Origin of the sequence: Bacillus sp. FSL R5-0585 (assembly GCF_038004545.1) — a bacterium.
GTDB classification, from domain to species: domain Bacteria; phylum Bacillota; class Bacilli; order Bacillales; family Bacillaceae_G; genus Bacillus_A; species Bacillus_A cereus.
In genome coordinates this window covers 1,667,595-1,689,861 of record NZ_JBBORJ010000001.1, presented here as the reverse complement: position 1 = coordinate 1,689,861, position 22,267 = coordinate 1,667,595, and the positions used below count along the sequence as shown (strand labels likewise).

The following is a 22,267-nucleotide window of genomic DNA, read 5'->3' as shown; positions in this document are numbered from 1 at the left end:
TTAAAAAGGCGAGTTTTTGCTCGCCTTTTCATTTTTTATAATTTGTAATCACCAATTGCTTGTATTGGATTTTGAAGAATCATGTTGATTAATCCATGGATGTGATTTAATATTTCCTGTATTTTCTCTGCTTCATATACCGTTTGATCAAATCCAAACTTTATTGTAAGTTTTTCTTCAGGGAAGCACATAATTCCATACTTTACATGTGGCTCATCAACAACTTCGTAATCCGTGATAGCAAAATGTCTGTTTTCATTTGAAGAAAAGATTGCTGGATTAGTTGGATAGTTTTCAAAAACCCAAAGATGGTCAGTCAACTCAGTTTTTAATTCACTTTGCTTTTGTATATCAACAAATGAATAGTATGCATACTCATTACATTTCAATGTCTCTAGTTGTACCTTTTGCAGAAAATCCACAAAAGATTGCGTTTCTGTCCATGCTAATCGGATAGGCAAAACATTTGTGAACAGACCGAACATATTTTCAATTCCTTCTACTTCGGGAGGTCTGACTGATACTAGATTAGGCAATACTACTTCTCTCGTTCCGTTAAATTTGCCAAGCAATATTCCCCATACAGCTAGTAATGCCGTATTCATAGTTATATTATTTTTAGTTACAAATGTCTGTAACTGATTAGTCAAATCCTTGTCTAATGTTAAATCCATAAAAGTGAAGTTTAACCCTTCACTTTTAGATGGGACTTTCTTTTTAGGAATACTAATTTTCTGATTGTATCCTGATAAATAATCTCGCCAAAAATGACGTGCTTTCTCATGATCTTGTGCCAAAGTCCAATCTATAAATGTTTCAAAAGGTTTTACCATAGGTAACTCCGCCGTAGTTCCCGAATTTGTAGTTTCGTAGAGCTGGAATAATTCGTCTATCAAAATGCTGACGCTCCAACCATCACATAATAGATGATGGGAACTCCAAATTACTTTATGCTCGTTATTACCTAGTTGGAATATACAGAGACGGGTCATAAGTTCATCATTTTTAAATCCTTGACTTAAATTTTCATTCATCCACTGATCTAGGAATTCTTGCTGTTCTTGTTTCGTCATCTCAATTAAGTTTTTTATTTCTGAATTTATTTGAACATCATATAGAACAGCTTGCCAAGGTTTTGCTTGTTCATCTTGCACAATTATTGTTCTTAAAGAATCATGACGATCAACTAATTGTTGGAAACACTGAATGAAGAGTTTAATATCCAGCTCCCCCTCAAGTGCCCAAATTGTTTGTTCAAAATATGCATTTGTATCAGGTTCATTCGTAGCGTGCTCATAAATAACTTCCTGGAAAGGTGCTAACGGATAAATACGTTCTATTTTTATATCCGGCATTTTTTCTTGTATTTTGGTAAGTGTATGTTGATTAAGTTGTTTATCTTTAACATTTAGTAATATAGATTTATTATCGTTCATTATATTTACATCATTTGTTTGTGAACTTGAAAACTGGTCTAGCTTTTTAACAAATTGAACCATGTCCCTTAATATAGGAAATGAAAATAGATTTTTTGGTTCAAGCTCGAATCCTTGTCGATACAGTCTAACGGACACTTGAATCGCTTTTATCGAATCTCCACCTAAGGCGAAGAAATGATCATTTACTCCAACTTGATCTATTTTGAGTACTTCTTGCCAAATACTAGTTAATATTTTTTCCATTTCAGTTTTTGGGGCAATAAATACTTCATTTTTTTGTTTCTCCGGAGTAGGGAGCGCTTTTCTATCTAATTTCCCGTTTGGAGTCAGGGGTAATTGTTCCAAATAAACAAAATAAGAAGGAATCATATAATCTGGCAAGTGATCTCGCAAATGCTTTCGTAGTTCTGTTGTACTAATATTTTGCTCAGTTACCACATATGCAACTAAAAATTTTATTCCGTTCTCATCTGTTTGATCAATTACGACAGCATGTTCGACTTGTTTATAAGTTAGAAGACAATGAGAGATTTCTTCTAACTCTACTCGATATCCCTGAATTTTCACTTGGTAATCTTGGCGGCCTAAAAATTCAATATATCCCTCAGCATGCATTTTTCCACAATCTCCTGTTTTATATATAAGACCAAAATCAGGATGTGACACAAACGCTTCATTTGTTTTCTTTTCATCATTTAAATATCCTTTAGCAAGGCCCACTCCCCCGATATATAAATCTCCAATTACACCAACAGGGCACATTTTCTTTTCATAGTTCAACACATAATACGTTTGGTTTGCCAAGGGCATCCCGTATGGAATACTATTCCAATGTGATTCCACCTGTTTGACTGGATAATAAATTGACCAAATCGATGCTTCTGTTGCCCCTCCGAGTGAAACTACTTCTGCAATCGGAAAATGTCTTTTTATTTTTTCTGGTAAAGAAAGCGGAATCCAATCTCCACTATGTAAAACTAAACGTAAAGAAGGATATTCAAAATGAGAACCTACTTGATCCAATGCCAAATCCATGATTGCAGGCACTGTATTCCAAATCGTAATCCCTCTACGTTCGACAGTGCGGATTAATTCTTGCATGTCTCTCGGATCACGAATCATTACTAGCATTGCACCTGTGCTTAAAGCTCCGAAAATATCGTATACAGATAGGTCAAAACACATGGAAGAGATACCAATAATACGATCATCTTCATTTACCTCATATTTTTGATTTATGTCTTGAATAGTATTTGTAACCGCATGGTGAGTAATAATTACTCCTTTTGGTTTTCCTGTACTTCCTGAAGTGTATATAATATAGGCAATATCTTCTGGACCAGCAATAGCGGGCATATCTTCTGTTGTATAAAATGACAAATGATTTTCTTCATAAAGACTAGGTTCTAATAAAAGCTTGCATGAGCTATTTTTTAAAATATATGTTTGGCGATCTAAAGGATGATCGGGATCAATCGGAACATAAGCGGCACCTGATTTTAAAATACCTAACATATTAACAATTGTCTCAACTCGCCTTTTTGCTAAAAGACCCACTTTGTCACCTAGACCAATACCTTGCTCTTTTAAGAAGTGGGCAATTTGATTAGAACGTTTATGAAGTTCCGAGTATGTTAACCATTCTTGTTCAAATACCACTGCTACTTCATCCGGCGTATGTTTTACTTGGTCTGTAAATAATTGATACAGGGTAGTTGAAGGTATTTTTTCTGTTGTTTCATTGTATTGCTTAATTAGAGTTTGATCCGATTCTTTCATCTGCAAAGATGTTATATCGCTTTGTTTCACCAATTGTTCCAATAAGTCAACAAATTGGGAAAACATTGCTTCTATTACATCAACATCAAACAACTCTTCAACATAGTTCCAGCTAATTAATAACTCTCCATTTTTTTCAATTACTACATTATCCAAATACACTTGTGGAGTCCGAGCATGAATATAGCGAAGAGAACCAAGTTGTTCCCAAGAGAAAGCACCTGCACCTGCTAACATCGAGGTGAAAACGATTGGCATAACTGCTTTTGGCGTCATTTGATGATATCGAGTAAAATCTCGAATAAAGTTAACTCCATCGTAATGACGATGTTCAAGGCCATCTAATAAAGTAGCTTGCGTTTCTTTTACTCTAGTAAAGAAAGTTTGCTCTGATTTTACATCAACATCCAATAAAATAAGTGATGTGAAATCTCCAACAATCTGTTCTACTTCATCATGAACAGGATAACGGTTAAATACAGTCAAGTTAATTGCTAATCGACGTTGATTACTCCAATATGCCAACACATCACCATATATTGTACAAAGTAGAGCGGAAGGCGTTACCTCTTTCTCTTGTGCTAACTTTCGTAGCTTTGTCCATTTTTTATTATCCAGGATTTTTGTAAGTGATTGGAATTTAGGAGTAGCAATCTCTGCTGGATCCTTTTTTAACAGCAAAGAAGGTGCAAAAGGAAAGTCAGGAAGCTTACTTGTCCAATAATCTTTTGCTGTTTTATATTCTTCGCTTTGTTCCATTTCATCATAGATAAACATATAATCTTGAAAATCAAAAGATAAAGATTCTAATTTTTGATTTGGTTTATAATAATAATGCAACAAATCCTGTCCAACAATGTTCATGCTTGCTCCGTCCATTAATAAAGCATCGTATCGAAAACATAATAAATACGTGTCTTCTTTTAAAAGAAAAGCTTTCAATTCAAACAAAGGCCATTGCCCCAAAGGGAATACATGGTTAGTCATTCGAGAACGCTCTTCTTGTAAGCGAGCATGTTGATTCCTATCATCTAAATCTATGAGACTCACTATTTCAATCTCGTAATCAGGAACGCTTTGTAATATTTGCTGTTTTCCCTCTGGTAAAATTACAGCTCGCAACATTGGATGACGATGAATTACCTTTTGAAAACTTTTTGAAAGACGATTGATATCCAATGCTGTTTCATATTCAAAATATGTTTGAGGGGAAATACCACTTAATTCAAACTGTGAATTCCGTCCTATCATATACGCTGTCTGAACTTCTGTTAAGGAAAATGGCTTAGACAAATCTTTAACATGAGTTGGTCTACTTTCAAGGTTTTCCTCTTTATGCTCTAGCTTTACACAAGAACTCAGTTGAGCGATTGTGGGGTGTTTAAAAAAATCTGTTGTACTTATTTTTAAGCAGTCTTTTCTTAATAAATTAATTACCTGAAGTGCTTTAATAGATTCTCCTTTTAATGCAAAAAAATTATCATGAATACCGATTCCCTCAATCTCCATAACCTTTTCCCATGCACGCACTAATTTTTGTTCAATTTCATTGCGCGGAGCAACGTATGGAATTGATACATAATCCGTTTGTGTTATATCCAATAACCTTTTTCTATCCACTTTTCCATTCGGATTCAACGGAATCTCTTCTACCTGAATCATTTTTTCAGGAATCATAAACTCAGGTAATTTATCACTTAAATATTTTCTGATTTCACCAAAAGACACCTTGTTATCCGATACATAGTAGGCAGCTAATAATTTCCTATTTCCATACACTTGATCAACAACGATAGCCTGGTTTATTTCTGGATATTCCCTTAATTGAGTTTCGATTTCTCTTAATTCAATCCGATACCCTCGAATTTTCACTTGATGATCCATTCGACCTAAATACTCAAGTTCTCCATTAGGCAACCAACGAACGAGATCACCTGTATGATACATCATTTCCCCTGCCGCAAAAGGACTCGGTACAAACTTTTCATCTGTCAGTTTATTTTTACCAAGATACCCTCGTGCTACCGCTACGCCAGCAATGCAGAGTTCACCGGGAATTCCAAATGGTTTTAATTGGCCATACTTATTCAATATATAGGAATGATAATTCGGGTTAGGTTTGCCAATCGTAACTTCTTTGGAAGTGCTCAAGTCTTTTACTGTTGCGCAAATGGTTGTTTCTGTGGGACCATAAATATTCAAAATTGTTGCTTCACTGATACAACGAATTTTTTCAACCAAATCAATGGAAAATGATTCTCCTGCTAATAAAATAGATTTTAAATCTTTTAGAAAATTTGCCCCTTCTGGATCACTCAAAATCACTTCCATTCGCGATGGCGTTGATTCCCATAAATCCACCTTATGTTTTTTGACTAAAAGAGCCAATTCTTTTGTTGCAAACTGGTCCTCTGTAGCAATTACTACTTTTGAACCTTGCGTTAAAGGAAGACATATTTCTAACAAGGAAATATCAAAAGATACACTAGCAAGAAACAAGAATGATTGATTAGCTTTTACTTTTTCTCTCATTACATTTAAAAAATGAACTAGCGATTTTTGTTCTATCATTACCCCTTTTGGATTTCCTGTCGATCCTGATGTGTAAATAACATAGGCTAAATCATTAGGATTATGTTCTCGTACTAAATTACTTTCTTCACCTTGAAAAAGATATTCTTTATCAAGATACAGTACTTCACCTGCAAATTGTGGCAATACTTCCTCTGTTCGCTTACTAAGTAAATATTTTGCTTGACTATCTTGTAACATATATTCAATTCGTTCAGTTGGGTAGTTAGGGTCGATTGGTAAATACGCTGCTCCTGCTTTTAAAATTCCCATCATACCAATAATCATTTCTAATGACCGATCTACCATAACGCCAATAATACTTTCTTTTGAAACACCTTTACTTTGAAGAATAGAAGCCAATTGATTCGCTTTCTTATTCAATTCTCTATATGTCAAAGATTGATCATTACAAACAACAGCAATTTGATCTGGAGTTTTTAATACTTGCGCTTCAAACAAATCTTGAAATGACTGAAACAAGTCTATGCCCGTTTGAAAAGTATTCAATCCTTCTAACAACTCTTTTTCTTCTTCTGTAATAATACAAATATCTTTCAATGCCAAATTCGGATTTTGTGAAACTTGCTTTAAAACATAACAATACGAATTGGCAAACTGTTGCAAAGAAGAGAATGAACGGGACTTGCAAGAAATTTGAAATTCAAATTCATTATGTATTTCATTCCATTTTCTTCGTATCCATAGGGCTAAATTATTCTCTGCGTATTCTTCTAGCGAATTTTCATTATGTAATCCTTCCATCCCGATTACAATTTGAAAAGGAGTTAAATTGTGTTTAACTAATAATTCAGAGAGCGGATACTCCTGATTTTCATACCCGAATAAAGTCGTTTGTTCAATCTCATTTACTAATTGTTTAAAGGTGTGATGCGGCTGGATTTCACTTCCTAAAGGAATCAACTTATTAAGATTCTCACTTTGTTCAAGATTCTTTTCAATTATAGGAATACCAATAGTAATTCTTTCTTGATCTGTATAATGTGCCAAACAAACCCTTAAAGCGGCTTGAAACCAGCTAAATAATAATAAATCTTGAGACTTACTTATTTTTTGTATACTTTTACTAAATTCTACATTCACTATGACTTGAACGTACTCACAAGGTGCTTCTTTATTTAGTTGGTAATCGCTATTAAATTTAAATACAGAAAAATCGAGAATCTCGGAAGATAATTGCTCCTTCCAAAACGCTTCTACTTCTTTATTTTCATGAATCGAACTTCGATCTTTAATGTGCATTTTTATCTTTATCCCCCTAATATTCATTTCTTCTACTCGTTAATTTTCAAGCCAACTTCAAGCCCATGGAGAAACACTTGATGATTATCCAAACATAAAAATTGCTGAATATCTTCAAATTTCATATGACCAACTGAACAAACCCCTAAATTTAATGTCTCAGCAACCATATTTAAGGTAGCAGTGATAATGCCTGACTCAATACAAGCAAATAAATATCCATCTGAACCGTATTTCGGGATGGAAGCGTTCGCATTATAAACCAAATAAACTGAGAAGGCAGATTGAGTAAATAAATCCTGATTAATTAACTCATGATCACTTTTGATTACTTGATCAATGTTGTTTACAATCACAAGACTATTTTTTGATGGGTTATAATAATAAAATCCAGCTTTCATATCCTCTATACGTTTTGGTTTTACATAAACAAAGATATCAATGGGATAGAGCCCGCCTGCACTTGCGTAATGATAGTATATTTTTTCTTCCCTAACCTGTTTTAGAGTTGATAAGAATCGGGAAAATTCCGAAAAACTAATATGTTTTTCCATATCAAATTGACGACAAGACCGACGTTCCTTGATTATAGTAGGTAGCCCATTTGTTGTTTCAAGTTGAATTTCGGTCGACCGTGCAGCAACGTGCGTGCGATTTAATTGTTCACTCATATACTTATCTAACTTTTCTTTAGAAAAGCGAATCTGGTTGCTATATGGATTTGAAAAAATCTTTTCTTGTGAAGAAAATACTTCTCTTGGGTGTAGTATATTACTTACTAACACACGATTTTTTATCATGAGCTCTATGTTTTTTTGTGTCTCTTCTACATTTCCTAACGAAAAGCGCTCTACTAGTTCACTAATTTTCACACCTTTTTGAGCCATAAAATAAAAATCTGGAAACCACTCAGACAGAATACCTGTAAATCTCATTTCCCCTATCAAAACTTCATTATGCAACTTCTCCCAATGCTTAATCGGAGACCAGTAATAAATTTTCTCGCTCATATAACCCTCCATAAACGTTTAACTTATTTTTGAAATGCAATTTTCTAATTTACAAAAATTTTTTCAGATTCTACTCCTTGTCTCATAGTGATTATAAATACATGCACTTTAACGAAACTTGAAAATAATGAAATAACTTTTTCTTCATTAAAATTTTTTATTTCATCATAAAAAATGATTTCTTTTTGGATATTTCACATCCTTTCCCATAGTATTCCTATAAGGTATAAACCATTTATAACATTGAGAATATTCATGTATTTTCAATGTGAAATTATTGTAATGGATTGGAGAGCGGTTGAATATAGTTATTAAATCAAATAATGTTGAGAAAGTTTTATTTATTATATCGATAAAATTTTATGATGTAATTTATTACAAATAGATTAAGAAAAGAGTTTTAAATTTTTCTTAATCAGTTAGTGTGAAAATATCACATACTATTACATACAATCGAGTTACTTACATTTCATATTCAAAATAGAGAAAAGACACCTTGAATGGTGTCTTTTCTCTATTTTAATTCCATATACTTTTTACGCCTTTGTTATTTTTAAACGATTTGTAGGAATTAATACAACTCGAACATCTAGTTCGTTATATGTTCGAATATACAATAAACATTATCTGAATTACGAATGTATTTCAGATAATTTTATAAATAAACTCAAAGATATCTTCTCCTCCTACTGTAACAAAAGAAATAATCTATTGCTTATTTCTTTTATTAAATTGTAATATAATTACAGTATGTGAAATTATATTACATTAACTTTAAAAACGAAGTGAGAATAATCTTCACTTCGCTTTTTTTATTTGCAATCCTTATTAAATTTGCTCAATGCAGTATTTATTTCCACATTCTTCGCTTTTATTTAATCGGTTTCTCTGTTTTTAAGACAAATGAACTTAATGCAGGAACTTTAATTTTATTGTCATGGACAACATAAAGTGGTTTACTTCCCGCCTGCTTGCTGTCTACTAGTACTTTCCAAGGCCCTTTCGATGGAAGTGTTATTTCAACAGCTTCTCTATTTGCATTGTGAGCCACTGTAAAGTATTCATTTTTATTCCCCTCTATTGTATAAGCTACAGTATTTTCCGGAGCATCAATAAATGATACGTGTGTTTTTATTTGCTCTGCAGATGTCATTCGAAAAGCTGAGTACTTTTTGCGTAATTCTATTAAACCCTTCATATAATCTACTTCATTATTAAACGTTGCACGGCGCAGCCAATCCATCTGGTTAATTGAATCTGGAGATTTGTAACTATTATGATCACCGTATTTCGTCCGCATAAACTCTTGCCCTGCATGTAAAAATGGAACTCCTTGTGATGTTAATAAAATTGAAGAAGACAATTTGTGCATTTGTTTTCGCACTTCTTCACTGTCACCTGAATTAGTTAACTCAAGTTTATCCCATAATGTATGATTGTCATGTGCTTCCACATAAGTTAATACCTGTTCCGGATCTTTATAGGTAGACGAATTTGTATCGTAGTCAATACCTGCCGTAATACCTTTTTTAATACGATCTTCCATGTTTTCCTTTCCATTTATAAAACCACTTTCCTTTTCCTCAAATACACTACCTTTCAACCCATCACGTATATTATCGTTAAAATGAGCAATCCCTTTCATTTTCTCTGCATTTTTTTGATTTGCTTTCAACTCAGCTGCAAGAGGTGTATTTAAATCCCATCCTTCTCCGTGTAGTATAATAGAAGGGTCAATTTGATTAACAGCTTTACGTATTTCATTCATCGTTTCATAATCATGAATACCCATTAAATCAAAACGGAATCCATCTAAATTGTATTCTTTTGCCCAATATGTTACGGAATCTATCATAAATTTCCTCATCATTTTTCTTTCTGAAGCAGTATCATTTCCTACTCCAGTTCCATTTGCAAATGTTCCATCTTCATTGTAACGATAATAATAACCTGGAACTAACTTATGAAAATTAGATTCAGCAGCGTTATACATATGGTTATATACTACATCCATCACTACTCGAAGATTATTATCATGTAGTGTTTGAACCATTTGCTTTAATTCAGTTATTCGAACAGTTGGCTCATAAGGATTTGTAGAATAGGAGCCTTCTGGAACGTTGAAATTTTTAGGATCATATCCCCAGTTATATTGCGGTTCATTTAAAGTCTCTTCATTTACTGAAGCATAATCAAATATCGGTAAAAACTGAACGTGAGTAACACCAAGCTCCTTTATATGATCAAGTCCTGTTTTTACACCTTTTGGCCCTTTTGTACCTTTTTCTGTTACACCTAAATACTTCCCTTTCTGTTTAATACCACTTTCAGGTTGGATGGAAAGATCGCGTACATGTAACTCATAAATAATAGCATCTTCCGGATTTTTAAATTTTGGCTTTTTGTTTGCTTTCCATTTTTTCGGATTTGTTTCTTCTAAATTAACGACTGCACCTTTATCCCCATTTACAGAAGCAGCACGCACATATGGATCAACCGCTTCAGTCCACTTATCACCAATTTTGACCTTATACGTATAAAAGAGCCCTTTTTGGTTCCCCTTTAGTTCTGCTGTCCAAGTTCCCTTTTCACCTTGTTGCATGTTTATTTCAGCACCTATTTTATCGTTCCAGTTTTTATATGTAACTAACTTCGCTTCGCTTGCAGTAGGAGCCCATAAACGGAACTTTGTATGTTGCGGAGTATATGTATTTCCTAAATCGTTGCCACCATAATAAAATAAATTATCAAATTCTTCGCTACGAATGACTTTACCAATTTCAGTATTCGTATCAGCTAAGTTTTCAATTTTAACTTTGTATGTTTGTTTTAAATCAATTTTCTGTTCCGTAATTATTTTAACCTTATTAGTAATATCTCCACTGTTTGTATCATAAGGAGTAATATTTTTAATTTTAATGCCTTCAATTTCAATTTTCTTTTCCTTAATATGAAACGGGACATTAGTCGTTACAGTAATTTCATTGAAACTATCAATAGTTGCTTTTTGAATTGAGAGATCCGATGAAGGCTTAGAGTTATATACTTTTTCATCACCCGAAAGAATCCATACTTCAGCACGACCGTCCTTTATATTTTCAATCCAACGATCCCCACCATCTTTTTCCCATTCATTTGTTCGAACTATAAATCCTACACGATTATAGTCACCGTCTATTTTTATCTTAGCGTATTTTCCAAATTCATCTTCACCAGTAAATTCATAAGATGTACCATTTGCATTTTCTCCCCATAACCAAAGATTCCAGTCTTTTGTATTTCCAAGCTTTTCTTTGTAATGAATGATAATTTCAGTTGTTTTCAAATTTGAAACTGCCTTCACACTCTGAAAAGAGAAAACAGATGATAACATAATGATTAAAGTAAGTAATAAAATTGTTTTATTAATTAATCTTTTTGTAATTTGCACCACATACACCCTTTCTTCAAATATTACTAACGATTTATTATGCTTTCACTGAATAAAACTGCTTAAATTTATCTAGAAATCTCTTTAACTTCACCTCCATATTGGCTATTTTCACGTATGTATTTCAATGACCTTTTAATACGAAAACGTTTGCATTAATGCTTAAAAAAATAGATTTGTGTATGCCCTCATATATTTGTAAATGCTAAAAGGTCAGGGAAATCATTTTAAAGCAATCGTTTGTTATCGCTTTCATTTTATAGACTTTCTATCAAGAGGTCAATATATTATTAATTTTCTGTTTTTAAACACTTTAAACCTTATTTATTTGTCGCAACTTCTTACAGATAACGCACCTAATTATTGCTTAGTCAGTTTATTTCCAACAATACATTGCTAAGTAAAAAAACAGCTAATATCCTTAAAATGATATTAGCTGTTTTTCATAATGTATTAATATATGAATGATAACTATATTTCTAAATTACTTAATTTTTGCTGCATCGAATGCCTTTTGAACTGCTTGAACTTCAGCTGTATTTGCACCATATTTATTAGTTGCCACTCGAATACATGCTGATCTCAATTCTTTGAAATTAGAAGTCATGTTTAACTCATCAGTATTTGCATAATAGAAAATATCAAACATTTTATCTTCACCAATTCCTTTAACAGTTACTCCGTTATGAGTACCGCCTTTTGCAATGAGATACGCAACTTTATTAATAATACTTGAATTAAAATGAACACCGCCTTGATCCCATCCATTAAAATCGTTAAATTCACTGTAATCATCTGGATAAGGTACTCCTAGTGAAGATGGAACAGAAGCTGGGTTTTCCATATCACGGAAAACAGATCCTGTTTGTTCTCCCATTGTCCAGTTAAAGTTTCCATTATTTACGTATTTCTCAATAGATGTTCCCATAATATCAGATAGTGCCTCATTAATCGCACCAGATTCCCCGTAATATTCAAGATTAGATTCGCTAGAAGTAACAGCATGTGTAAATTCATGTCCAGCTACGTCATATGCTTTAACAATAGGATCACCATATACAAGCATACTTCCATTATTAGCACTTAATGCATTCTGCCAATTCTTCGGATCATTCGTCTCTTCAGAATCCCAAGCGTGTACAACTGAAACTACCTTTTGTCCTTTATTATCAAAGCTATTACGCTTGTATTTATCTTTATAAAAATCAAATACTTTTGTTGCTAAGTAATGAGCACTTACCGCTTTTGGGTCGTTAAATGTTGCCGAAGTACTAGTCGCTAATGTACCAGGATAATAGCTTTCTTCTTTAGTAATATCTCTGTAATTCACATCATATGTTTCAATGCCTTGCCCTCTTGTATAATCAGCAAGAGCATATTTGCCATTACTTTGTTTAGAGATACCAAATGAACGAGAAATACCTAAATCATCTTTTCCTGTTCCAGTTAATGATGTAAGACTGCTTTGTTTACTTTTCTTTAAAGCTCCAACTAGTTTGTCACTGGCCTTTAAGTTAGATTCTTGTACCATATTTTTTAACATATCACCATTTTGTGCATTTATTAAATAAGTACCAGAAACATAGTTTGGTGTTGCGGCTTCAAAGGTAACTTGGTATGCATTTTTAGCTTGTCCATTATTTTCATCAACAAAAATAACCTCTTTAACTTCTGGCTCAGTAATAAACTTGATATCGTTCCCGTACTTCGTATAAATAAATTGTTTTGCTTCATCTTTTGATAGATTAATAGGTTTTTTCAATTCTTCTTGTTTTAAATTTTGCGCGCTATCACCTGAAACACTTTTAATAACACCATTATTATCTACATGTGCAGTTAATTGATGGCCATATACTTCTTTTCCTTCGTATGTTTGCTGCATACGTACAAGTGTAGTTCCATCATACGAACCACGTTTTTGAAGGACTTTATAGTCTACTCCTGCTTCTCCATTGACTTGTTTTTGGGACAGAGCTTGCTCTGTTTTCTCCTTAAGTGCATCCTTTACTACATTTTCTGGTGCCTTTTGTGACGGTTGTGTAAGTTCACCCGAACGGAACGATTCCTCCTGAATTTGAACTTGTAACTGATCTGTTTCCTCTGCATGACCTACCCCATATGGTGCCACAGCTGTTAAAGCTAATCCTGTTGTTAATGCTACCTTAGTTAATGTCTTTGTGTTTTTCATTATTTCACCTCGTATAATTTTTGAAATAGAAAGCTTGTACAAAGTATACTGTCTATTTCTGTCGGAAAAAAGAGAAAATACACAATTTATGTAACATTATGCAAAATTACATAAATTGTGGTCAATATTATAAATAATGAACGGAACACATATGAACATTAATTTGAATAAAAAAGAGTCCTTTTAGGCGCTCATCCAATTGGTTAATTATCTATATTCATTCTAATAAAAGTGCACTTACATCTAAATAACAACATAAAAACCCACTCTTTACTATTGTAAGAGTGGGTTTAATGCTATTAAAATAACAATTACTATAAGAAACCTTATAATTTATATTTTTTTAGTAATCCTACTAAGTTTTTTGTAAAATTCACCTTTTGTTTTTATATGCTTAAACTGATTTGGATTAATATTTGCTTTTTGTGAGAGTGCTACAATCTCTTCTTTTGTAATTGAATCTTTCGTATTTATAGATGCTATATTTGTGTATTTTCCGTCTTCTGTTTTTGGAATTTCTAAAATCCCTTTATTCACAAGATCAACTACAGCCTTATGCTCTGAAGAATGTAAATCTACACCAGTAATTTTCCAATTATGCATAACTTTCGGTGTGTATACACCGTTCTTTACCTCTTTTAAATATGTAATAGCAAGGTTACGAATGGTTCCACCTGTTTCTCCGAATGCATTCTCTTGTTTAGATGACCAAATTTGTTCAAACTTACGCCCCTCTAAAGCTCCCCCTTTTGCCTGAAGAGCCTCCATTCTATATGCATTCATTCCCAGCGTCATAACATCGCTCATTTTGATTGGTTTGTTTGTACGAATAGAGCGTAAATTTGTAATTCTGCTTCCGTATGGTTTTGTTAAGTCAATTTCGTATTTTACGCCTCCAAAGAAATCGTTCGTACTGTATTTAGATGCACGGCGGGTTTTATCAAAGCTAACGGTTACATCTCCGGCACGAGATGAGTTAAAATATCCTGCTGCCCATTCCATATAGTCTTTTAAATCTTTTCCAGAAATCTTATATACTGTAATTTCTCCCAAGGCATATTGGTAATTGTACGCAATATCTTTTTTCTTAATAGGACCTATATCCAAACGGGCATAATCATTATCAATTTGATGGGCTACTACATCCGCTTTACTGTAGTAGAGCATGACTTCATGAAAGAAATCTGATAAAGGTGTTTCTTGAATCTGAACACTTGGAATACCTTTTATTTCATTTTCAGGAACAAGATTTCTCCCCTTTAATTGAGCGACTACAACATTTGCATCTCCTCTCGCATATTCGTGAAAAGGTGTTAATGTTTCTTCAAGTGTAGGATCAGATAATATCGTTGTTCCATCAGCATTTTTTACAGGTATAGCGGTAGCAGTTTTATCTTTTAAAACCAATTTCCCATCTTGCTTTGTAAAAGTAAGGTCAATACGTGAAATATGTGTTCCATATTTATCTGGTTCTGTAATAATTACGCCATTTACAACTTCTTTTTTTACAAGTTTATGCATATGAGCCGCAAAAATAGCGCTTAGTTCCGGACAAGCATTTGCAATATCTTGAACACCAGTACCAGGGATACCATTCTCATTTTCTAATCCCATATGCATAACTCCTACCATTACATCTACTTTACCTTCTAATTCCTTAATTGCCTTTTTCGTCTCTTCTACCGGATTTTTCACCACTAAACCATCTAAGTGATCTGTCCCTTTTTCAAAATCACTAATCATTGGTGTATTCATACCAATAATCCCAACTTTAATTCCACCTTTTTCTACAATTGTATATGCAGGAAGAAAGCGCTCTCCATTTTCCTTATAAATATTTCCTGCTAACGTTTTTCCCTTATATTGCTCACTAACTTTTTTCAATGTATCTAATCCAAAGTTGAATTCATGATTTCCAAATGCCCAGGCATCATACCCCATTGTATTCATCGCTACCATCATTGGCGATTGTGGCTTATCGTTGAATAATTCTACTGAGTTTCCTTGAATTGTATCCCCAGCATCTACTAATATGGTATTTGGATTTTCTTGACGGACCTTCTTTATAACCGTATAAAGCTGCGTCAAACTTCCACTCATATTTGCTCCATCAAGCGCATAATCCCAAGGCATAAATCTACCATGAATATCTGCAGTACCTAACAATGTGATATTAACTTCAGATTCCTCAGCCTTAGAGATAGGTGGTTTGACTATTACTGCTGTTCCAAGCAGTAATAGAATTACAAAGTAACATACATAGTTCTTCCATTTCATTTTTTGCATAATAATAATATTTCTCCCCTTTTTGTACTTTCATAAAGTTGCTTGAACTTTAAAAATGTAACTTATTATTCAGGAAACTTCAACTACAAAAGATAATTTTGAAGGTGGTTCTGTTGCAAAATAAAGAGAATAAATTGCATACATCCCCTAACAGAATTGTATTTTATCGTTTCCTGACAGAATACTCCTTCCTTAAGCGTGTGAAGTGTACTTTCAAAATAAGAACATATCATTTATCATTATTTCAATTTATTAAAACGGGCATATACAATATGTTATGATGATTAATTTTTTGAATTTCGTTGCTGATTTATTTCCTTCTAAATAAAAACACTTTCAAAAAAAATAACCCCGCTCTTCATTTAAGACGGGGTTACACTTATACAGAAAATCGGATAGTTTCATATTTTCTTAAGCTTATTGGTCACTTTCAACTAATTTCATTCTATTTTTGTTTTCTTCTGAATCAATATGAATCAACCATTTTCCTTGTTTATAATACGTATCAATAACTAGGGAATAATTTTTACTTTTCAATTTCACAAAGCAATTTTATCTCTTTGATTTGTAACATATGACGCTGTTCATGCAAATAGATCAGTTCTATCCACTGATCAAGGGGCAATTCTCCAAGAGCTGGATGCATCACTGATTTTTTCGCTAATACAGACTCATCTTCTATTGTACTCAGGAAACGCATCAATTCTTTTCTTGATTCGTTTAGCATATTGAGCATTTGCTCCACTTCAAATGGTTCTATACTTGGTTCAATCATTTCTGGAGCTATAAACTTTTTCGTTCTATCTAATAAAATAGTGTGAATTTCTTTACGCTCATTTTGGGTACTATCTAACTTTTTTAATCCTGATGAAATAACTGTTATAACTCTCTCATCTAATAAAATTAAATGATGACAAACTTGTGCAATACTCCATTTATCCTTATCTGGTTTCCTATTAAATTGAGCATTACTCAACAAAGTAATTTCCTCAACTAATTGATTTCTCGTTTCATAAAACTTGTCATTTACAATTGTATCCATGTGGATTCTCCTTTCATTGCAGCCTACATACTTAAATTTCTACGCTAGAAATATTATCTTCGAAAAAAGATTTTCTTTCACTACTATTCCAATTTCATTTTAAAGCTACAAATGAAGTTATTTGTTTTTTATATATTTTTAATTGGCACAAATAAATCAACCTTTAACTTTCCTTCTAGATCTTCAGCAACATTATTTAAGCAAAACTCTAAATTATCTCTATCATAATCTGCATCATACTCACTATTTGGTAGCCACTCTGCATACATGTATTGATACGCTTCACTTAATTTATGAGGTTCATCATAGAACTGGCATACACCATATGTACCTCCATCTAATCTTTTAAATTGCACAGTATGATACTTTTCTTTATCGAAGTTTTCAGGAATCGTAATACATGCATCATGCCGGCACTTATGACTTGCAACAAGTTCAGGATTATCCAATGATATTCCGATAAATGATTGCTCTGGTGGATACAGTTTATTTTCAATTGACCAATTCAGTAACTTTCCCCAGTGATCTTGCGGTTCAAAGTAGCTACCAGTTCGTCTTATATACGCTACTTCTAATGGTGGTAATTTTTTTATAACAACTTTCATTTATATCTTCTCCCCTATAAATATGTACACTGTTTAATTAGCTTTCTTTAACATTTATTCCTTCTTAAATAAAAAGAATTCTCTAATCATATAAAGTGAAACTTTAATCAGCGGGAGATGAATTTGAATTGAAATATAATTGATTACTATTACTACTAAAGTAGTATGTACTTTCATACTTTTATTTGATTTTACATTCTTTTTAAATCGATATATTAATTGTAAGAAAATAAAAAGGTGGAGGATTTTAATTGATTAAAGGAATATACGAAGCGCATTTATCAGTATAATGTCCTATCAATTTATCATTAAATAAATGTAAAAAATGACCCTATTTATTCATTTTTAATGCGTATGTATGTACATTTGTTAATTTATTCGATATATTATGGGTATTGAATGATTACGTAAAGTGTAAAGGTCGCTTATATAACACCTTATATTTTTATATCCGTGAAAACTACAAAGTGTATGAAAATCCATTTGTCAAATGAATTTAGTGCGGAAGGAGGTTTGTGGTTACTTCATAGGGTATAATAATCAGTTTTTTACTGATAAAAATATAGGAGGCGACATAATGTTTCGTACGATTTCAAATTTCATGAGAGTATCTGAGATAAGAAGGAAAATCCTTTTTACACTAGCGATGTTAATCGTTTTTCGAATTGGCACGTTTATTCCAGTTCCTCATACTAACGCAGAGGTATTAAAAGTACAAGATCAAGCTAACGTTCTAGGTATGTTAAACGTATTTGGCGGAGGAGCATTGCAACACTTCTCAATCTTTGCTGTAGGTATTACACCATATATTACAGCTTCCATCATAGTACAGTTACTACAAATGGATGTTATACCTAAATTTTCGGAATGGGCAAAGCAAGGAGAAATGGGCCGTAAGAAATCAGCTCAATTCACTCGATACTTTACAATCATTCTCGCATTCATACAGGCCATCGGAATGTCTTATGGCTTTAATAATATAGCAGGTGGACAATTAATAACAGATCAAAGCTGGACTACATACTTATTTATTGCGACAGTTTTAACTGCAGGTACTGCATTTTTACTTTGGTTAGGCGAACAAATTACCGCTAACGGAGTTGGTAATGGTATTTCGATGATTATCTTCGCAGGTCTCGTTGCCGCCATTCCAAATGTTGCAAATCAAATTTATTTACAACAATTCCAAAATGCTGGCGATCAGCTATTTATGCATATAATAAAAATTGTTTTAATTGGACTCGTAATTTTAGCGATAGTTGTTGGTGTTATTTACATTCAACAAGCTGTACGTAAAATACCGATCCAATATGCAAAAGCTGTTTCAGGAAACAATCAATATCAAGGAGCAAAAAACACTCATTTACCGCTTAAAGTAAATAGTGCTGGTGTTATACCAGTTATCTTTGCTTCTGCATTTTTAATGACGCCGCGTACAATTGCGCAGCTCTTCCCTGATTCAAGCGTATCAAAATGGTTAGTTGCAAATCTTGATTTCGCACATCCAATTGGAATGACACTTTATGTCGGTCTTATTGTTGCTTTCACATACTTCTACGCATTTATTCAAGTAAACCCTGAACAAATGGCTGAGAATTTGAAAAAGCAAAATGGATATGTTCCTGGTATTCGTCCTGGTAAAGCAACTGAACAATATGTAACTAAAATTCTATACCGTTTAACATTTATCGGCGCAATTTTCTTAGGTGCTATTTCTATATTACCGCTCGTATTCACGAAAATTGCTACGTTACCACCTTCTGCTCAAATTGGTGGTACAAGCTTACTTATCATTGTCGGTGTAGCACTAGAAACTATGAAGACGTTAGAAAGCCAGCTTGTAAAACGTCACTATAAAGGCTTTATTAAAAAAGTGAATTAATTATCAAAAACACAGTTGGTTATTTTTCCAACTGTGTTTTTGATTTTATCAGTCCTGTAATATACAGGGCTATTGCTTTATTAAACTACATCTCCTTCTCTAATAACCGCCCTTTTTTGAAATAAGTCCGTAGTGTTGAACGATTGGCCAAAAATACACCAATCAATATAAGACAAGCCCCCATTCCCATTGTAGGATTTAAAGGTTCTCCTAAAATGATATATCCCACAATTATTGCAATTAATGGTGATACATATAACCACGTCGATGGAAATACTGGATTTGTTTTTGATAAGAGCCAGTAATATAATCCGTGTCCACCAATCGATCCGATAAATATGAGATATAAAATAGGCCATTGCACACTCCATGAAGTTAATACGGTTACATTTGGTTGTTCTACAATAATAGATGCGATTAGTAGTAAAATACCTCCATAAAACATTTGAATACCATTAATAAGAAATGGTGATACATTTGATAAATCTGACAGTATTTCTTTCGAACGAATAGAGCCTATTCCGTAAAATAACTCCCCTATAACTAAAACAATACAAGCAATACTCCATATGAAACTTACTTGTTGATGCATTCCTGGTAAAGAAACAAATATAACACCTATTAGTGCAATAACTAAAGCAACGAGTTGTTCCTTTTGTAATTTCTCCCTATTCCTCTTTGCTTGTATTAATAAAATCATCATTGGTCCCGTAGCAGAAAGAACAGCAGCTAATCCCGAAGAAATATATTGTTCTGACCAATATAAACTTGTGAATGTCATAAATGTTAAACAAAATCCAGCATACATAATGCGTTTTGAAAATATATGTGGCATAATTTCTTTTCGCTTTAATTTAAAAATAATCATAAGGATTATGCCCGCTAAAAAGAAGCGAATTCCTGCTGAAAACAACGGTGGCGCCCCTGCTTCAATTCCAATTTTTATCGTTAAAAATGTTGTCCCGAAAATAATACATACTAAAATGTAATTAAAAATGATCATTTTGCTTCCTCCTTTTTACTCTTAGAATGAGTATAGAGGCTATGGTGTATAACAGTGTATCGGTACATATAACAGTTACTTCAAGTTGTAGTTGATTCCCTGTATATTTTTCGCTTTAATTAAGTTAAAAAGAAAAATAGGTGAACCTATGAAAATTGTATTGCGTAAAGAAACAAACATACCGTATTACAAGCAAATATATATGCAAATTGTTGACAGAATACAAAGTGGTATGCTTTCACATGGTGAATCTCTTCCTTCTTTACGTTGTATGGCCACAGATTTACAAATCAATGTATTAACAGTTCGTAAAGCGTATAAACAGTTAGAAACGAAAGGGTATATACGCATCGAACAAGGAAAAGGTGCTTACATATATAAACGGGTAAAGAAAGATTTCAAACCAATTCCGTATAAATGGCAACAAACGAAAACGATTAATGTTATGCGTTCTCAATATGCAATGAATAAGCACCGTAAATATTATAATTTTTCACAAGCAATTCTGTATCCTCGTCTGTTACCAAATCCATTTTTGGCAGATGAAATGCATAAATTGCTGGATAAAAATCCGATGTTGTTAGCAACTTATGGGCCAGTTCAAGGCGATTATGAATTGCGAGTTGAAATAGCAAATTACTTACATGAACACCAGAAATTAGTGACAGACCCATCTCAATTATTAATTACAAGCGGCGCACAACAAGGAATTGATTTAATTGCTCAAACATTATTAAAACCTGGAGATATTGTATTGGTAGAAAGTCCATGTTACAGTGCTGCGCTTGATATTTTCATCAATAAAGGTGTTCAAATCATTCCCGTTTCTCTTGATAATCATGGAGTTCGCTCCGACTTAATTGATGATATTTGTCAAAGTAAAAATCCCGTTTTATTGTATACGAATCCCACCTTCCAGAATCCGACAGGTACAGTAATGAGTAAAGAACGAAGAATGGAACTTATAGAACTATCGGAGCTATATCAATTTTTTATTATTGAAGATGATTCTTTCGGAGAAATATATTTTGAGGATGCTATAATCCCGCCCCCAATCAAAAGTTTTGATAAGGATGGCCACGTAATATATATAAAAGGATTTAGTAAAACGTTAGCACCAGGACTGCGTATCGCGGCACTTATTGCCGATGGTCCTATTTTTGAATGGCTATATGCAGTAAAAGGTTCAATGGATATCGGTAGTCCTTTATTAACACAAAAGGCACTTCTACCGTTTTTACGTGCAGAACGTATGAAAAACCATTTAGAAAAATTACGTACAGCTTTACAAATGAGACGTGATTTAACAATTGATATATTATCGCCATTAAAAGAACTACACTTTGAAATACCAAATGGAGGTTTTAATTTATGGGTGACACTACCTGATTCGATAGATCCCTTTACCTTATTACAAAAAGCAAATGAAGTAGATGTCTCTTTTTTACCAGGAGCAGCTTGTCTATTAAACTACGAAACAAATGATAACCAATTAAGAATTAGCTATTCAATGTTAAACGAGAAAGATATGGAAATTGGATTAGAGAAATTACATGATACAATACGAAAAAGTATTTGTTAGAAGCAATATCACATTAGCCAACAATAAATAATACCCGAAAATGTATAGTATGGGATACTATTTATTGTTGAGCTTTTTCGTTATTCTTAACAACCGATTTTAAAACTTGTCTTTCTTTTAATTCTTCAACACTACCATATTGATCAATAACAATTGCTTTCATTTCCTCTCCTCCTTGCTGTTTATT

The 22,267-nt window shown here is 33.0% G+C and carries 10 protein-coding genes; 2 read left to right on the top strand and 8 right to left on the bottom strand.

Annotated features, from left to right (window positions below; translation table 11 throughout):
• Positions 1-35 precede the first annotated feature (35 nt).
• From MKY38_RS08760 to MKY38_RS08730, 7 genes are all read right to left on the bottom strand, one after another.
• Positions 36-7,052, bottom strand: a complete 7,017-nt coding sequence (locus tag MKY38_RS08760; RefSeq protein WP_114555504.1) for a non-ribosomal peptide synthetase — start codon at positions 7,050-7,052, stop codon at positions 36-38.
• Between the two features lie 32 nt (positions 7,053-7,084).
• Positions 7,085-8,062: a SagB/ThcOx family dehydrogenase gene (locus MKY38_RS08755; protein ID WP_065224887.1), complete on the bottom strand. Its 978-nt coding sequence runs from the start codon at positions 8,060-8,062 to the stop codon at positions 7,085-7,087.
• An 871-nt stretch (positions 8,063-8,933) separates the two neighbouring features.
• The gene (gene pulA, locus MKY38_RS08750) at positions 8,934-11,492 is read right to left on the bottom strand and encodes a type I pullulanase (protein WP_065224886.1); all 2,559 of its coding nucleotides are present in this window, start codon (positions 11,490-11,492) and stop codon (positions 8,934-8,936) included.
• A gap of 484 nt (positions 11,493-11,976) precedes the next feature.
• Entirely contained in the window at positions 11,977-13,680 is a 1,704-nt protein-coding gene (locus MKY38_RS08745; RefSeq protein ID WP_114555505.1) for a M4 family metallopeptidase, read from the bottom strand.
• 333 nt (positions 13,681-14,013) lie between these two features.
• Entirely contained in the window at positions 14,014-15,966 is a 1,953-nt protein-coding gene (locus tag MKY38_RS08740) for a bifunctional metallophosphatase/5'-nucleotidase (protein ID WP_070180184.1), read from the bottom strand.
• 526 nt (positions 15,967-16,492) lie between these two features.
• A complete protein-coding gene (locus tag MKY38_RS08735) occupies positions 16,493-17,008 on the bottom strand; it encodes a DinB family protein (RefSeq protein WP_114555506.1) in 516 nt (171 codons plus the stop codon).
• Positions 17,009-17,136: 128 nt separating this feature from the next.
• Positions 17,137-17,613, bottom strand: coding sequence for an AraC family transcriptional regulator (locus MKY38_RS08730; RefSeq protein WP_025709450.1), 477 nt, complete (start codon positions 17,611-17,613; stop codon positions 17,137-17,139).
• Positions 17,614-18,190: 577 nt separating this feature from the next.
• Here MKY38_RS08730 and secY point away from each other — a divergent pair.
• Positions 18,191-19,495 (top strand): preprotein translocase subunit SecY, encoded by a 1,305-nt coding sequence (gene secY, locus MKY38_RS08725; RefSeq protein ID WP_065224882.1) that lies wholly within the window; start codon positions 18,191-18,193, stop codon positions 19,493-19,495.
• 85 nt (positions 19,496-19,580) lie between these two features.
• On the opposite strand, the gene MKY38_RS08720 is transcribed toward secY, so the two are convergent.
• Positions 19,581-20,498, bottom strand: a complete 918-nt coding sequence (locus tag MKY38_RS08720; protein WP_114555507.1) for a DMT family transporter — start codon at positions 20,496-20,498, stop codon at positions 19,581-19,583.
• A gap of 148 nt (positions 20,499-20,646) precedes the next feature.
• On the opposite strand from MKY38_RS08720, the gene pdxR reads away from it, so the two are divergent.
• Positions 20,647-22,080: a MocR-like pyridoxine biosynthesis transcription factor PdxR gene (pdxR, locus tag MKY38_RS08715; RefSeq protein ID WP_070180187.1), complete on the top strand. Its 1,434-nt coding sequence runs from the start codon at positions 20,647-20,649 to the stop codon at positions 22,078-22,080.
• Positions 22,081-22,267: the final 187 nt, after the last annotated feature.

What these genes read in the sequence shown, in the direction of transcription:
- MKY38_RS08730 (WP_025709450.1), bottom strand. Translation starts at nt 17,613, where the DNA reads ATGAAAGTTGTTATAAAAAAATTACCACCATTAGAAGTAGCGTATATA.
- secY (WP_065224882.1), top strand. Translation starts at nt 18,191, where the DNA reads ATGTTTCGTACGATTTCAAATTTCATGAGAGTATCTGAGATAAGAAGG.
- MKY38_RS08760 (WP_114555504.1), bottom strand. Translation starts at nt 7,052, where the DNA reads ATGCACATTAAAGATCGAAGTTCGATTCATGAAAATAAAGAAGTAGAA.
- MKY38_RS08740 (WP_070180184.1), bottom strand. Translation starts at nt 15,966, where the DNA reads ATGCAAAAAATGAAATGGAAGAACTATGTATGTTACTTTGTAATTCTA.
- MKY38_RS08755 (WP_065224887.1), bottom strand. Translation starts at nt 8,062, where the DNA reads ATGAGCGAGAAAATTTATTACTGGTCTCCGATTAAGCATTGGGAGAAG.
- pdxR (WP_070180187.1), top strand. Translation starts at nt 20,647, where the DNA reads ATGAAAATTGTATTGCGTAAAGAAACAAACATACCGTATTACAAGCAA.
- MKY38_RS08720 (WP_114555507.1), bottom strand. Translation starts at nt 20,498, where the DNA reads ATGATCATTTTTAATTACATTTTAGTATGTATTATTTTCGGGACAACA.
- MKY38_RS08735 (WP_114555506.1), bottom strand. Translation starts at nt 17,008, where the DNA reads ATGGATACAATTGTAAATGACAAGTTTTATGAAACGAGAAATCAATTA.
- MKY38_RS08745 (WP_114555505.1), bottom strand. Translation starts at nt 13,680, where the DNA reads ATGAAAAACACAAAGACATTAACTAAGGTAGCATTAACAACAGGATTA.